Raw genomic sequence first — 15,289 nt, 5'->3', positions numbered from 1 at the left:
CTTTTCCGGCGATGTTATCGGTTGCGAGCCACAACTGGGCAAGCCAGCAGCCGAGTCGGACGGCTTGAAGGCGCCGCCTGAGGGTGACAGGGTGTGATCTTCTTCGCGGCTAAATCGCCTCGAAAGGGGCAATCACCCCTGGAACCGGTACTCCTCGAGGAGTCGGCGCCCAATGATCATTTTCTGGATCTCGGCGGTACCTTCACCGATCAGCAGCATCGGGGCCTCCCGGTAGAGGCGCTCGATCTCGTACTCCTTGGAGAAGCCGTAACCGCCGTGGATCCGGAAGGCGTCCTCGACGACTTCCTTGCAGTACTCGGAGGCGAGGTACTTCGCCATCCCTGCCTCCAGATCGTTTCGTTCCCCGGAGTCCTTTTTGCGCGCTGCATTTACCATCATCGCATGGGCGGCCTCGACCTTGGTGGCCATTTCGGCCAGCTTGAACTGGATCGCCTGGTGCTGGGCGATCGGCTTTCCGAAGGTGTGACGCTGCTGGGCATAGGAAACACCCAGCTCGAATGCACGCTGTGCGACGCCACAGCCACGCGCAGCCACATTTACCCGGCCGACCTCGACGCCGTCCATCATTTGGTAAAACCCTCGGCCGGTGGTGCCGCCCAGTACCCGATTGGCCGGAATGCGTAGCCCGTCCATGATGAGTTCGGTCGTGTCGACGCCCTTGTAGCCCATTTTGTCGATTTTGCCGGGGATGGTGAGACCGGGCCGGACCTCGCCGAAACCGGGCTCCTTCTCCACCAGGAACGTCGTCATCGACTTGTGCGGGGCGGTCCCCTCGGGGTGGCCTTCGTCACTCCGGCACAGCACGGCGACGAGCGAGGACGTGCCACCGTTCGTCAGCCACATCTTCTGGCCGTTCAGGACGTACTCATCGCCGTCCTTGACGCCCTTGGAAGTGATCGCCGCGACATCGGAGCCCAGCGCCGGCTCGGACATCGAGAACGCACCCCGGACCTCGCCCAGCGCCATCCGCGGCAGGAACGTGTCCTTCTGCTCCTGCGTGCCGTGCTGCTTGAGCATGTACGCCACGATGAAGTGCGTATTGATGATTCCCGACACGCTCATCCAGCCGCGGGCAATTTCCTCCACGCACAGCGCGTATGTGAGAAGCGACTCACCCAGGCCCCCGTACTCCTCGGGAATCATCAGCCCGAACAGGCCGAGCTCCTTGAGCCCCTCGACGATCTCGGTCGGGTACTCGTCACGGTGCTCCAGCTGGGTCGCGACCGGAATGATCTCCTTGTCGACGAAGTCCCGGACCGTGGAGAGAATTTCCTGCTGGACATCGTTGAGACCGGCAGTCTGGGCAAGTCGCGTCATGGCTACTTCTCCACGTTCTTCTGCGAAGGCTGGTTCAGCTCGGGGCGGCCGGGCTGCTCCCCGCCGCGCTCCTTGATGTACGTCTCGGTGGGGACCATCACCTTGCGACGGAACACGCAGACCAGCGTGCCGTCCTGCTTGTACCCCCTGGTCTCCACATAAACGATTCCACGGTCGTTCTTGGACTTTGACGGAGTCTTGTCCAGGACGGTCGTCTCGCCGTAGACCGTGTCCCCGTGGAAGGTCGGCGCGACATGCTTCAGCGACTCGACTTCGAGGTTGGCGATCGCCTTTCCGGAGACATCCGGAACGGACATTCCGAGCAGCAGCGAGTAAATGTAGTTGCCGACGACAACGTTCTTCCCGAAGTCGGTCGTCCTCTCCGCGTAGTTGCTGTCCATGTGGAGCGGGTGATGATTCATGGTCAGCAGGCAGAAGAGGTGGTCGTCGTACTCGGTGACCGTCTTTCCGGGCCAGTGCTTGTAGACCGCACCGACTTCGAACTCCTCAAATGTGCGTCCGAACTGCATGATCAGGCCTCCGGTGCTTCGAACTTGGAGGTGCGCTGCATACCGGCCGCGCGGCCCTTGCCCGCGATGACCAGGGCCATCTTGCGGCTCGCCTCGTCGATCATCTCGTCGCCGAGCATCGCCGAACCCTTCTTGCCGCCCTCCTCCGAGGTGCACCACTCGTACGCGTCGAGGATCAGCTCCGCGTGGTCGTAGTCCTCCTGCGACGGCGAGAACACCTCGTTGGCCGCGTCGACCTGACCGGGGTGCAGCACCCACTTGCCGTCGAAGCCCAGCGCCGCCGCACGGCCCGCGACCTCGCGGTACGCGTCCACGTCGCGGATCTGCAGGAAAGGACCGTCGATCGCCTGGAGGTCGTGCGTACGGGCCGCCATCAGAATGCGCATCAGGATGTAGTGGTACGCGTCCGCGCCGTATCCGGGCGGCTGCTGACCGACGACCAGGGTCTTCATGTTGATCGACGCCATGAAGTCTGCCGGGCCGAAGATCAGCGTCTCCAGGCGGGGCGAGGCGGCGGCGATGTCGTCGATGTTCACCAGGCCCTTGGCGTTCTCGATCTGCGCCTCGATGCCGATCTTCCCGGCCTCGAAGCCCATCGTCTTCTCGATCTGAGTGAGCAGCAGATCGAGGGCGACGACCTGCTGGGCGTCCTGGACCTTCGGCAGCATGATGCAGTCGAGGTTCTGGCCGGCGCCCTCGACCACCGTGATCACATCGCGGTACGTCCAGTGCGTCGTCCAGTCGTTGACGCGCACGACCCGGGTCTTGCCGGTCCAGTCGCCGCTGTTCAGCGCGTCGACGATGTGGTGCCGGGCGCCCTCCTTGGCGAGCGGGGCGCAGGCGTCCTCGAGGTCCAGGAAGACCTGGTCGGCCGGGAGGCCCTGGGCCTTCTCCAGGAACCGCGGGTTCGAGCCCGGCACGGCCAGGCAGGAGCGACGTGGACGCAGACGGTTCACAGGCTGGGTCATGCGGGGACCTCCAGAGGGTCGAGCTTGTTCGCTTTCCGGATCTCGTCGACGATACGGCCGATGATCTCCGTGATGCCGAAGTCCTTCGGGGTGAATACGGCGGCGACGCCCGCCTCGATCAGCGCGGTGGCGTCGGCGGGCGGAATGATCCCGCCCGCGATGACGGGTATGTCGTTGGCGCCGGCCTCGCGCAGCCGGTTCAGCACGTCCGGCACCAACTCGGCGTGCGAGCCGGACAGGATCGACAGGCCGACGCAGTGCACGTCCTCGGCGAGGGCGGCCGAGACGATCTGCTCGGGGGTCAGCCTGATCCCCTGGTAGACGACCTCGAAACCGGCGTCACGGGCCCGTACGGCGATCTGCTCGGCGCCGTTGGAGTGCCCGTCCAGGCCCGGCTTGCCGACCAGCAGCCGCAGCCGCCCGGCGCCCAGGTCGGCCGCGGTGCGGGCGACCTTCTCGCGGACCAGGGCCAGCGGTGTGCCGGCCTCCGCGGTGACCGCGACCGGAGCGGACGAGACGCCCGTCGGAGCCCGGAACTCGCCGAAGACATCGCGCAGCGCCCAGGACCACTCGCCGGTGGTGACACCCGCGCGGGCGCACTCCACGGTCGCTTCCATCATGTTCTCGGTGCCCGCGGCGGCCTTCTTCAGCGCGGCCAGCGCGTCGGTGGCACGGGCCTCGTCGCGGTTGTCGCGCCACTCGTGGAGGGCTGCGGTGACCCTGGCCTCATTGGCGGGGTCGACCGTCATGATCGCCCCGTCGAGGTCCGCGGTGAGCGGGTTCGGTTCGGTCGTCTCGTAGATGTTGACGCCGACGATCTTCTCCTCGCCGCTCTCGATCCGGGCCCGGCGGGCGGCGTGCGAGGAGACCAGCTCGGACTTCAGATAGCCGGACTCGACGGCCGCCATGGCACCGCCCATCTGCTGGATCCGGTCGATCTCGGCGAGCGACTCGGTGACCAGCTCGTCCACCTTGGCCTCGATGACATGCGATCCGGCGAAGATGTCCTCGTACTCCAGCAGATCGCTCTCGTGCGCGAGCACCTGCTGGATACGGAGCGACCACTGCTGGTCCCAGGGCCGGGGGAGCCCCAGTGCCTCGTTCCAGGCCGGCAGCTGGACAGCCCGGGCGCGGGCGTCCTTGGAGAGGGTGACGGCCAGCATCTCCAGGACGATGCGCTGGACGTTGTTCTCCGGCTGTGCCTCGGTCAGGCCGAGCGAGTTGACCTGGACGCCGTAGCGGAAGCGGCGCTGCTTGGCGTCGGTGATGCCGTACCGCTCGCGGGTGACCTGGTCCCAGATGCGGCCGAAGGCGCGCATCTTGCACATCTCCTCGATGAAGCGGACGCCCGCGTTCACGAAGAAGGAGATCCGCGCGACCACATCGCCGAACTTCTCCTCGGGCACCTGACCGGAATCGCGTACGGCGTCCAGGACCGCGATGGCCGTCGACATCGCGTACGCGATCTCCTGGACCGGAGTGGCTCCCGCCTCCTGCAGGTGGTAGCTGCAGATGTTGATCGGGTTCCACTTCGGGATGTGGCTGACCGTGTACGTGATCATGTCGGTGGTCAGCCGCAGCGAAGGACCGGGCGGGAAGACGTGCGTCCCGCGCGAGAGGTACTCCTTGACGATGTCGTTCTGCGTCGTGCCCTGGAGCTTCGTGGCGTCGGCGCCCTGTTCCTCCGCGACCACCTGGTAGAGCGCCAGCAGCCACATCGCGGTGGCGTTGATCGTCATCGAGGTGTTCATCTGCTCCAGGGGGATGTCCTGGAACAGCCGGCGCATGTCACCGAGGTGCGACACGGGCACGCCGACCCGGCCGACCTCGCCGCGGGCGAGGATGTGGTCGGGGTCGTACCCGGTCTGCGTCGGCAGGTCGAAGGCGACCGACAGGCCCGTCTGGCCCTTGGCGAGGTTGCGCCGGTAGAGCTCGTTGGACGCCTCGGCGGTCGAGTGACCGGCGTACGTCCGCATGAGCCACGGGCGGTCCTTCTGGCGGCCCGTCATGTCAGACATTCCTGCTGTGCTCGTCGGTCCGCTCCGCTGACGCGTCACGGAACAGGTTGATGGCGTCGATGTGCTTCTCGCGCAGTTCCTCGTTGCGTACACCCAGACCCTCGCGGGGGGCCAGTGCGAGCACGCCGACCTTGCCCTGGTGGAGGTTGCGGTGGACGTCGTATGCGGCCTGACCGGTCTCCTCCAGCGAGTAGACCTTCGACAGCGTCGGGTGGATCCTGCCCTTGGCCACCAGCCGGTTGGCCTCCCACGCCTCGCGGTAGTTGGCGAAGTGCGAGCCCACGATCTTCTTCAGCGACATCCACAGGTAGCGGTTGTCGTACTCGTGGTTGTAGCCCGACGTGGACGCGCAGGTGACGATCGTGCCGCCCTTGCGGGTCACGTACACCGAGGCACCGAACGTCTCGCGGCCCGGGTGCTCGAAGACGATGTCCACGTCCTCGCCGCCGGTCAGCTCACGGATGCGCTTGCCGAACCGCTTCCACTCGCGCGGGTCCTGGTTGTGTTCGTCCTTCCAGAACTTGTAGCCCTCGGCATTGCGGTCGATGATCGCCTCGGCGCCCATCTTCCGGCAGATGTCCGCCTTCTGGTCGCTGGAGACGACACAGATCGGGTTGGCGCCACCGGCCAGCGCGAACTGTGTGGCGTATGAACCGAGTCCGCCGCTGGCGCCCCAGATCAGCACGTTGTCGCCCTGCTTCATGCCCGCGCCGTTGCGCGAGACGAGCTGACGGTACGCGGTGGAGTTGACCAGGCCCGGAGCCGCGGCCTCCTCCCAGCTGAGGTGCTGCGGCTTCGGCATCAGCTGGTTGGACTTGACGAGCGCGATCTCGGCGAGGCCGCCGAAGTTGGTCTCGAAGCCCCAGATGCGCTGCTCGGGGTCGAGCATCGTGTCGTTGTGGCCGTCCGAGGACTCCAGTTCGACCGAGAGGCAGTGCGCGACGACCTCGTCGCCCGGGTTCCAGGCGTTGACGCCGGGGCCCGTGCGCAGGACGACGCCCGCCAGGTCGGAGCCGATGACGTGGTACGGGAGGTCGTGGCGCTTGGTGAGCTCGCTGAGCTTGCCGTAGCGCTCCAGGAAGCCGAAGGTGGCCATCGGCTCGAAGATCGAGGTCCACACGGAGTTGTAGTTCACCGAGCTGGCCATGACGGCGACCAGCGCCTCGCCGGGCCCGAGCTCGGGCACCGGAACCTCGTCGAGATGCAGCGACTTGCGGGGGTCCTTGTCGCGGGTGGTGAGCCCGGCGAACATCTCCGTCTCGTCCTTGTGCACGGTCACCGCGCGGTACGACTCAGGGATGGACAGGGCCGCGAAGTCTGCGGCGGTGCTGTCCTGCGATTGGATCGCGTCCAGGATTTCCTTCACGGTGTGCCTCCGGCGGGTGGGGGCGCTGAGGGAACGCTTGAGCATCCCTGCAAGCTGAGGGGGAGCGGTGTGGTGTGGAGGTGCTGCCGTCGGTTCGGCTGGTAAGGCTTCGGCTTGCTCTGTGGAGCAGAAGGGGTTGCCTGTGACGCAGGCGTCCGGGCGCGCAGGCACATTGCTTGCGGGGACAGCCGGCGTACGTGAGGTCTCAGCACGCCGGCCGCCCGGACAACTTCAACGTATGGCACTCCGTGACACGTGGCAAGGCACTCGGTGCCAACAATTTCTCCCACTTGTCACCCGCCGGGCACGCATGAGCAACACAAGAGGTGTTTCAGGCGGTTCCGTCCCGCCGGATGCGGTCAGTGCGAGGGCCGGTACACGTAAGGAATCGTGGTGCTCAGGGCCAGGAATCCGAGTCGCTGGAGGATCGGGCTGCTCTGATCGGAGGCGTCCACCTGAAGGTAGCCGTAGCCGCGCTCCGCCGCGATCCGGGTTCGGAAGGCGACCAGGGACCGGTAGATGCCCCTCCCGCGCCACGCCTCGACCGTTCCGCCGCCCCAGAGCCCCGCGAACCCCGTGCCCGGGTACAGCTCCATCCTGGCCGAGCTCACCGGCTCGTCGCCCGCCATGGCGAGGACGCCGACGAAGCTGTCCGGGTCCTCGGTCAGCCTGGCCAGCACCTGCTGCCGCAGCCGCGACCAGTCCGAGCCGAATGCCTGCTCATGGGCGCGGGCCATCAGCTCCACATCGTCCGCGTCGCTCACGGTGCGCAGCCGGACGCCCTCGGGCAGTTCCACCGCCGTCGAGAGGCCCGCCACCGGGGCGACCAGCAGGGTCTCCGGCTCCTCCGCCTCGAAACCGGCCGCCAGCAGCCGCTCCGCCAGATCCAACGGCCGGTCGTGCGCGTACAGCTTCCACTCGAACTCGTCGTGCCCCAGCGCCGTGTAGTGCGCCACCTGTGCCGCGATCGCCGCGTCCGCCCGTACGGCATCGAGGTCCGGGGCCGACCACACGACACCGTTCCAGTCGTCGGCCGCGCCGACCTGCCGTACGACATCACCGGCGCGCTCGACTCGGACGCCGGGGCCGTCGGGGCGGGCGTGCTCGCGCATTTCGCGGTCGAAAAGGGTCAGAAGTGTGTCGCGATCATGATTCATCCCCATACCACAGCACCGAGGTGCGGGCGCGGCAACCGGGTTGTTCGGGTACGGGCCGGGAACCGGCCCCGCCGGTCGAGCGGGGCCGGGCGGGCCGGCACGTCCCCGTTCAGCGGCTCTTGAGCGCCTGCTGGATCGTGCGCATCACTTCTTCGAGGGGCGCGTCCGTCCGCGCCACCGTGACGAGCACCTCGCCCTGGGACGTCACCGAAGCGGCCGGCTGTTTCGCCGGTTCGGTGCCGACGATCCGGCCCGCCCCGATGCCGGTCCCGAACGTGTCGCGGACGATCGAGAAGGCGTGGTCGAGCTGGGCCTCCACATCGCCCTCACCGCCCGCCCGCAGCCAGCGGCGCAGCACATGGTTGTGCGCGGTGACGACGGCGGATGCCGCGACCTCCGCGAGCAGCGGGTCGTCATTGCCGACATGGTGGTCGCGCTCGTCGAAGTGGCCCAGCAGATACCGCGTGAACAGCCGCTCGTAGCGGGCCACCGAGGCGATTTCGGCCTCGCGCAGTGTGGGGACCTCACGGGTCAGCTTGTAGCGGGCCACGGAGACCGCGGGCTTTGCCGCGTACATCTTCATGACTTCCTTGATGCCGCGGCAGACGGTGTCGAGCGGGTGCTCGTGCGCGGGGGCGGCATTGAGGACGGCCTCGGCCCTGACGAGGGTGTCGTCGTGGTCCGGGAAGATCGCCTCTTCCTTGGAGCGGAAGTGCCGGAAGAAGGTCCGCCGGGCGACTCCCGCGGCGCCCGCGATCTCATCGACCGTCGTCGCCTCATACCCCTTCGAGGCGAAGAGTTCCATTGCCGCGGCGGCCAGTTCGCGGCGCATTTTGAGCCGTTGGGCGGCGGCACGGGTACCTGCGGCACTCTCCTGGGTGTCGGGCGCGGCGGAGACACGGGGGGACCTGGCGGGCTGGGACATGGTGTGAACGTACTGCATCGGTGCAGGGGAATGCGCCCGTGGGGGCGGGCCGCCCGAAGGATCGAGCAGCCCGCCCCACCCGGCTCCCGGCTCAGCGCCGGGCATATTCGCGGAAGCCGCGCCCCGTCTTGCGACCGAGGCAGCCGGCGGCCACCAGATGCTCCAGCAGCGGAGCCGGGGCCAGACCCGGGTCGCGGAACTCGCTGTGCAGCACCTTCTCGATGGCGAGCGAGACATCGAGTCCGACGACATCGAGGAGCTCGAACGGGCCCATCGGGTAGCCGCCGCCCAGCTTCATCGCGGCGTCGATGTCGTCGAGGCTCGCGTAGTGCTCCTCGACCATCTTGATCGCGTTGTTGAGGTACGGGAACAGCAGCGCGTTCACGATGAAGCCGGCCCGGTCCCCGCAGTCCACCGGGTGCTTGCGGACCTTGACGCACACCTCGCGGACGGTGGCGTGGACATCGTCGGCGGTGAGCACCGTACGGACGACCTCGACCAGCTTCATCGCGGGCGCCGGGTTGAAGAAGTGCATCCCGATGACGTCCTGCGGGCGCGCGGTGGCCCGTGCGATCGCCACGACCGGCAGCGACGAGGTGGTGGTGGCGAGCACCGCACCCGGCTTGCAGACCTTGTCCATCGTCCCGAACAACTGCTGCTTGACCGACAGGTCCTCGGCGACCGCCTCGACCGCGAGATCGACATCGGCGAAGGCGTCCAGCGAACCGGATGCGGTGATCCGGGCCAGGGTCTCGTCCCGCGCCTCGGCGGTCAGCCGCCCCTTGGTGACGGAACGCTCCAGGGACTTGGCGATCCGGCCCTTCGCCGTGTCCGCCTTCTCCTGGCTGCGGGCGGCGAGCACCACGTCGTAGCCGGCCTTCGCGAAGACCTCGGCGATCCCCGAGGCCATCGTCCCGGAGCCCGCGACGCCCACCGACCGCACCGTGCGCCCGTCGGCCGCCGACGCGCTCTCCTGCGGGGTCAGCGCGTCCGGCACCACGGTCTGGCTGCCCGATTCCGTGTACGTGTAGAAGCCGCGGCCCGACTTGCGGCCGGTCAGCCCCGCCTCGCTGAGCTGCCTGAGGATGGGGGCAGGGGCGTGCAGCCGGTCGTGCGATGCGGAGTACATCGCCTCCAGGACGGTACGGGCGGTGTCGATCCCGATCAGGTCGAGGAGGGCGAGCGGGCCCATCGGCAGGCCGCAGCCCAGCTTCATCGCCGCGTCGATGTCCTCACGGGAGGCGTAGTTCGCCTCGTACATCGCGGCGGCCTGGTTGAGGTACCCGAACAGCAGCCCGTCGGCGACGAAGCCCGGCCGGTCGCCGACCGCGACCGGCTCCTTGCCCAGGCTGCGGGCGAGCGCGGTGACCGCCTCGACGGCGGGCGGCGCGGTCAGCACCGAGGAGACCACCTCGACCAGCTTCATCGCGGGCGCCGGGTTGAAGAAGTGCAGACCGAGCACGCGCTCGGGATGCAGCGATTCGGCGGCGAGCCGGGTGACCGACAGGGCATTGGTGCCGGTCGCCAGGATCGCGGTGGGGGAGACGATCGCGTCGAGCTCCCGGAAGAGCTGCTGCTTGATCTCGTACGACTCGGGCACGACCTCGATGACCAGCTCCGCCTCCGCGGCGGCCTGGAGGTCATCGAAGGTACGGAACCGGGCGAGGACGTCGCTGCGCTCCTCCTCCGTGATCCGCTCGCGCCGCACGGCGCGGGCGGTTGCGGCTTCCAGGGCGGCGACGGCCTGACGGGCGGCCGCGTCGCTGATGTCGATACCGATGACCTCGTGGCCGGCGCGGGCCAGGACTTCGGCAATGCCGGTGCCCATGGTGCCGAGACCGACGACGGCAATGGTGCTGAGCGGGGTGTCCATCACGGGACTCCAGAGAATGAGTGACGACTGTGAGGAGCACGGCGCGCGCTGAAGAGGCGAACTGGCGCAGAGCGTGCGGGAATTGCGTGTCGTGGTGCTCAAGGCCTGGGCGTGATGGGCACGCCCGGACCGGGAAGGGGCGACGGACTCTGTCCCGGAGTCGCGTCTCGCAAAGCTGCCGAACCGACAAGCACTCCGGGTGGCTGCGTCACCAGGCCACCGGAACCGGCGGGGAGTGTGTCCCGCTCACATGAGCTTAACCGGCGAGTAACGAGCACGCCAGCCCCGAGTTGCTGTGGTCCGGCTCACACTCGCTGTCATCGCCGATACGCTGACGGTCATGGATGAGGAGTTCCGGTCGTTGACGGACCGGCTGGCGGACGAGGCGGGGGAGTCGGCGGCGTACCGCAGACTGCTCGCCACCGACGACGACGAGGAACTGGCCCGGGTCCTCGTGGAACGCGAACGCCCGCTCTGGGCGCGGGAGATCGCCGCGTTCAGGCTCGGCTGCGGCGGCGACCGACGGGCCTTCGAGGCGCTGGTCCTGCTGCTCAACCACCGAGACCCGGAGCGCTGCGTCTGTGCCGCCCACGCCCTGGTGCGCCTCGGTGACCCCCGCACACCCCGGGCCGCCGCCGCCCTGGCAACGAACAAGCTGCGCACCGCGTACGCCCTGCAGCCGGTGCGGCTGCTCACCGCGCTTCGGGCCCCGGAGTCCGTACCGGCGCTGATGGGCACCCTGGAGCGGCTCCTGGCCCCGGACGATCCGCACTGGCGGGTGGCGCTCGCCTGTGTGGAAGGGCTCGGGCAGCTCGGGGACGAACAGGCCCGCCCGCTCCTGGAGGCGGCGCTGCCGCACCCGAGACTGGGCGGCGCGGCACGGGACGCGCTCAGCCGCCTGAGGGGGGCCTGAGAGCGCGGACCTCTGCCGGCCGGTCCGGCGCCGACGCGTTCAAGGGGTGCCGAGGGCGCGCACGTACCGCACCTCGGGCACGAGTACGCCGTCCACCTCGAACGGCTCCTCGGCGCCGTCGGGGAGGAAGCCCGAGCGCTCGTAGAAGCGGCGGGCCGGGGCATTCTCCTTCAGCACCCAGAGCGCCAGGTCCGGGAAGCCGTCCGCGGTGGCACGGGTGAGCATCTGAGCCATCAGGGCGCGGCCGGCCCCGGTCCCGATCTGCTCGGGCAGCACATAGATCGCGTACAGCTCGCCCCGCGCCGGCCGTCTGCCGTTCTCGCGGTACGGGCCGTAGCAGGCCCAGCCGATCACACCGAGGCCCGCCCGTTCGGCCACCACATTCACGACCTGGTTGCCCTCGGCGAAGAATCCGCGGCGCCGTTCCGTGTCCTCGGCGATGTGCATGGCGTCCAGATGCGACTGCGGCATCAGTCCGGCGTACGCGGCCTGCCAGCCGCGCACCCGGACTCTCGCGACCGCCTCGCAGTCGTCGACACTCATGTCCCGTACGAGCACATCGGGCGTGTTCCGTATCGTCATACGGGTCATCCTGACGCATGCGTCAGGATGACCCGTACGGGAATCCGGCCCGGGTTCGCAGGGCGTCAGCCGCGGAAGCCGAGCAGGCCGTGCAGGATGCTGCCCCTGCTGCCGGAACCCGTTCCCCGGGCCGACTCCACCGCCGCCCTGCCGGTCAGCGGCTTCGGGTCGGGGGACTTGGCGCAGACCGCGTCCGCGTCGGCCCCGCTGCCTTTGCCACGCGGGACGGTGCCCTTGTCGAGATAGTCCGCCAGATAGGTGTCCAGGCAGTCGTTGCCGCTCAGTGTGATGCCGTGATTGCCGCCGCCCTGCTCGACCACCAGGCTGGAGTCGCGCAGCTTGCGGTGCAGCGTGACTCCGCCCTCGTACGGCGTGGCCGCGTCCTCGGTGGCCTGGAAGAGCAGCGCCGGCGGCAGGCTGTCGTTGGAGACGCGTACCGGGTTCAGCGGCTCCACCGGCCAGTCGACGCACGGGGCGTTGTACCAGGTGTTGTTCCAGGTGAAGAAGCGTGCCTTGTCGTGCACCTTCCAGCTGTCGTTGCGCCAGGTGTTCCACTGGCGGGGCCACTGGGTGTCGCGGCACTGCACGGCCGAGTAGACCGAGTACCCGTTGTCGGCCTTCGCGTCGACCGCGCCGAACTTCTCGTACGCCGTCACGAGTGCGTCCTGGTCCTGGTCGTTCACATACGCCGCGAACGCATCGGCCAGATAGGGCCAGTAGCCGTTGTAGTAGCCGCCGGGCAAGTAGGTGTCCTCCAGCTCGCTCGCCCCGACCTTCCCGCCCGCGGGGTGCGCCTTGACGGCGGCACGCATCGCGTACCAGGCATCCTCGACCTTCGCCGGGTCGTTGCCGAGCCGGTATGTGGTGTCGTGCTTCGCGACCCAGGCGGCGAACGCCTTGTGGCGGGCGTCGAAGGCGTAGTTCTGGCCGATGTTGTCGTCGTACCAGACGCCCTCCGGGTCGACGTTCGAGTCGAGGACCAGACGCCGCACCCGCTCCGGGAACAGCTTGGCGTACACCGCGCCGAGGTAGGTCCCGTACGAGTACCCGAAGTAGTTGAGCTGCTGGGAACCGGTTGCCTGCCGGATCACGTCGAGGTCCTTGGCGGCGCTGACCGTGTCCATGTACGGCAGCAGGTCGGGGTACTTCTCGCCACATGCCTGCGCGAACGAGCGGGCCCGGTTGCGGTTGGCCTCCTCGACCGCGAGCGAGTCCGGCACCGAGTCGGGGCGCAGCGGATCGAAGTACTTCGGTACGCAGTCCAGCGCCGGCTCGCTCTCGCCGACGCCGCGCGGGTCGAACCCGATCACGTCGTACTGTGCGGCAACCGACTTCGGCAGTGAGGACGCCACGAAGCCGGCCATCGAGAGGCCGCTGCCCCCGGGGCCGCCCGGATTGACGAGCAGGGGACCCTGAAAGGTCTTCGCGGTGTGCGGGATCCGGGACAGGGCGAGGGTGATCTGCCGACCCGACGGATCGTCATGATCGAGCGGTGTACTGACCGATGAGCACTGCAGGCTCGGATACGACTTGGTGCCGCAGTCGGTCCATCTGAGCTCGGCTGCGGTGTGCCGCGCACCGTTGTCGGCGGTCGCCGGGGACGGGACGGCGGTCACCAGACCGGCGACCGTCGCACCGACGGCGAACAGAATTCCTGGACGATTCGTCATATGGCCTCCCGTAGTGGGGAAAAGACGGCTGCGCGTGGCGAAGCCCCCGCCGCATGCTGCCCACATTCGCGCCCGGAAGGACATGTTCTGTTGAGAGTTGACCCGTTTGCCCGCGTCGGATGCGCCGGGCCCGCCCGTGTCGGATGCGCCAGGCCTGCCCGTGTCGGCTGTGCCGGGTCAGAGCAGGGTCAGCTGGGTGGGCCCGGGGCCGTCGAGCGGTGACCGCTGCTCCTGACGCACGGGGAGCCGACGGGCCGAGCCGCGGTGCGAGGGGCCGATGCCGAACTCGGTCGCCAGTTCGTGGACGTACCGCGTGATGCGCCGCTGGTACCACTTGGGCGCATAGGCCCCCTCGGCGTACAGCCGCTCGTAGCGCCGTACCAGATGGGGGTGGTGCTGCCCGAGCCACCGCATGTACCACTCCCGGGCGCCGGGCCGCAGATGAAGGACGAGCGGGGTCACCGAGGTCGCCCCGGCGGCGGCGATCGCCCGGACCGTGGCGCGCAACTGGTCCTGGTGGTCGCCGAGGAACGGGATGACGGGCGCCATCAGCACGCCGCAGTCGATGCCGTGCTCGCTCAGTGTGCGGACGGCGTCGAGGCGGCGCTCGGGGGAGGGTGTGCCGGGCTCCACGGTGCGCCACAGCCCGTCGTCGACGAAGCCCACCGAGACGGAGACGCCGACATCGGTGACCTCGGCCGCCTGCCGCAGGAGTTCCAGATCGCGCAGGATCAGAGTCCCCTTGGTCAGGATCGAGAACGGGTTCGCGTGATCGCGCAGGGCCGAGATGATGCCGGGCATCAACCGGTAGCGGCCCTCGGCGCGCTGATAACAGTCGACGTTGGTCCCCATCGCGATATGCGCGCCGTGCCAGCGGCTGGACGCCAGCCGGCTGCGCAGCAGCTCCGGGGCGTTGATCTTGACGACGATCTGGGAGTCGAAGCCGATTCCGGTGTCGAGGTCCAGATAGCTGTGGGTCTTGCGGGCGAAGCAGTACACGCAGGCGTGCGTACAGCCCCGGTACGGATTGACGGTCCACTCGAACGGCATCCGCGACGCGCCCGGCACTCGGTTCACGATCGAGCGGGCCCGGATCTCGTGGAAGGTGATCCCCCGGAATTCGGGGGTGTCAAAGGTGCGCGTGGTCACCGCGTCAGAGGTGAAGAGCGCGCCGGCCCCGGTGTTGGTGGGACTGGTGGGGTTGTCGGCCAGATTGTCCCAGCGCATGGACGCCTCCTCGGTAGCACTGGACAGAGAATAGAACACTTGTTCCCTTGATCGTTTTCTCCCCTTCGTCCCGGCCCGGATTTTGAGCGGCGTCCCGGAGGTGGTTGGCTCAGCACACCCCCGAACAACCGAGTGCTGGAGGAACAGCCATGGCGCAGGTCGAGGCAACGACGGAGCGAGTCATCGCGGCGGACGCGGAGACGGTGTTCGACGCGCTGGCCGACTACGAGGAAGTCCGGGGCAAGGTGCTGCCCGGACACTTCAGCGAGTACGAGGTGCGTGAGGGCGGTGACGGCGAGGGCACCCTCGTCCACTGGAAGCTCCAGGCCACCAGTAAGCGGGTGCGCGACTGTCTGCTGGAGGTCACCGAGCCCACCGACGGCCGGCTCGTGGAGAAGGACCGCAACTCCTCGATGGTCACCACCTGGACCGTCACTCCGGCCGGTGAGGGCAAGTCGAAGGCGGTCGTGTCGACCGTCTGGAACGGCGCGGGCGGCATCGGTGGATTCTTCGAGAAGACCTTTGCGCCCAAGGGGCTTGGGCGGATCTACGACGAGTTGCTGCAGAACCTTGCTGCCGAGGTCGAGAAGTAGCTCCGACGTCTCTCGACCGGCCTCACCGGTTCGGGTGGTTTTCTCGGCCCGTCGGTTGTGCGCCGTAGTGGCTCCCACCGGGGGCTAAGCCCCCCGAGTGCGCCGTCAGCGCCCCCCGTCGCGTTTGCC

Annotated in this window: 13 protein-coding genes; 2 read left to right on the top strand and 11 right to left on the bottom strand. The window is 68.4% G+C overall.

Annotated features, from left to right (window positions below; translation table 11 throughout):
* Window positions 1-132: 132 nt before the first annotated feature.
* The 8 genes from NRF20_RS08780 to NRF20_RS08745 all read right to left on the bottom strand — a co-directional run bounded on the left by NRF20_RS08780 (window position 133) and on the right by NRF20_RS08745 (window position 10,175).
* Window positions 133-1,338 carry an acyl-CoA dehydrogenase family protein gene (locus NRF20_RS08780; protein WP_398633426.1) on the bottom strand — a complete coding sequence of 402 codons (1,206 nt, stop codon included), beginning with the start codon at window positions 1,336-1,338 and terminating at the stop codon, window positions 133-135.
* A gap of 2 nt (window positions 1,339-1,340) precedes the next feature.
* A complete protein-coding gene (locus NRF20_RS08775) occupies window positions 1,341-1,868 on the bottom strand; it encodes a MaoC family dehydratase (protein ID WP_398633427.1) in 528 nt (175 codons plus the stop codon).
* A gap of 2 nt (window positions 1,869-1,870) precedes the next feature.
* The gene (locus tag NRF20_RS08770) at window positions 1,871-2,836 is read right to left on the bottom strand and encodes an HpcH/HpaI aldolase/citrate lyase family protein (protein WP_398633428.1); all 966 of its coding nucleotides are present in this window, start codon (window positions 2,834-2,836) and stop codon (window positions 1,871-1,873) included.
* Window positions 2,833-4,845: a protein meaA gene (locus tag NRF20_RS08765; protein ID WP_398633429.1), complete on the bottom strand. Its 2,013-nt coding sequence runs from the start codon at window positions 4,843-4,845 to the stop codon at window positions 2,833-2,835. The genes NRF20_RS08770 and NRF20_RS08765 overlap by 4 nt, the downstream gene beginning before the upstream one ends.
* Before the next feature lies 1 nt (window position 4,846).
* On the bottom strand, window positions 4,847-6,220 hold the full coding sequence (gene ccrA, locus NRF20_RS08760; RefSeq protein WP_413754547.1) for a crotonyl-CoA carboxylase/reductase: 1,374 nt from the start codon (window positions 6,218-6,220) through the stop codon (window positions 4,847-4,849).
* A 359-nt stretch (window positions 6,221-6,579) separates the two neighbouring features.
* The gene (locus NRF20_RS08755) at window positions 6,580-7,377 is read right to left on the bottom strand and encodes a GNAT family N-acetyltransferase (RefSeq protein WP_413752355.1); all 798 of its coding nucleotides are present in this window, start codon (window positions 7,375-7,377) and stop codon (window positions 6,580-6,582) included.
* Window positions 7,378-7,486: 109 nt separating this feature from the next.
* Entirely contained in the window at window positions 7,487-8,302 is an 816-nt protein-coding gene (locus NRF20_RS08750) for a TetR family transcriptional regulator (protein ID WP_383071371.1), read from the bottom strand.
* A gap of 91 nt (window positions 8,303-8,393) precedes the next feature.
* On the bottom strand, window positions 8,394-10,175 hold the full coding sequence (locus tag NRF20_RS08745) for a 3-hydroxyacyl-CoA dehydrogenase family protein (protein ID WP_398633431.1): 1,782 nt from the start codon (window positions 10,173-10,175) through the stop codon (window positions 8,394-8,396).
* Window positions 10,176-10,515: 340 nt separating this feature from the next.
* On the opposite strand from NRF20_RS08745, the gene NRF20_RS08740 reads away from it, so the two are divergent.
* Window positions 10,516-11,088: an adenylosuccinate lyase gene (locus tag NRF20_RS08740; RefSeq protein ID WP_398633432.1), complete on the top strand. Its 573-nt coding sequence runs from the start codon at window positions 10,516-10,518 to the stop codon at window positions 11,086-11,088.
* Window positions 11,089-11,127: 39 nt separating this feature from the next.
* Here NRF20_RS08740 and NRF20_RS08735 read toward each other — a convergent pair whose 3' ends face one another.
* The 3 genes from NRF20_RS08735 to NRF20_RS08725 all read right to left on the bottom strand — a co-directional run bounded on the left by NRF20_RS08735 (window position 11,128) and on the right by NRF20_RS08725 (window position 14,567).
* Window positions 11,128-11,670, bottom strand: a complete 543-nt coding sequence (locus tag NRF20_RS08735) for a GNAT family N-acetyltransferase (RefSeq protein ID WP_398633433.1) — start codon at window positions 11,668-11,670, stop codon at window positions 11,128-11,130.
* Between the two features lie 65 nt (window positions 11,671-11,735).
* Window positions 11,736-13,340, bottom strand: coding sequence for an alpha/beta hydrolase (locus NRF20_RS08730; protein ID WP_398633434.1), 1,605 nt, complete (start codon window positions 13,338-13,340; stop codon window positions 11,736-11,738).
* 177 nt (window positions 13,341-13,517) lie between these two features.
* Entirely contained in the window at window positions 13,518-14,567 is a 1,050-nt protein-coding gene (locus tag NRF20_RS08725; protein WP_413752354.1) for an Rv2578c family radical SAM protein, read from the bottom strand.
* A gap of 149 nt (window positions 14,568-14,716) precedes the next feature.
* Here NRF20_RS08725 and NRF20_RS08720 point away from each other — a divergent pair, with 149 nt between their 5' ends.
* Window positions 14,717-15,160 carry an SRPBCC family protein gene (locus tag NRF20_RS08720; protein WP_398633436.1) on the top strand — a complete coding sequence of 148 codons (444 nt, stop codon included), beginning with the start codon at window positions 14,717-14,719 and terminating at the stop codon, window positions 15,158-15,160.
* Window positions 15,161-15,289: the final 129 nt, after the last annotated feature.

This window comes from Streptomyces sp. R-74717 (assembly GCF_047305335.1).
Classification (GTDB): domain Bacteria; phylum Actinomycetota; class Actinomycetes; order Streptomycetales; family Streptomycetaceae; genus Streptomyces; species Streptomyces atratus.
This window is presented reverse-complemented; position numbering and strand designations above follow the sequence as displayed.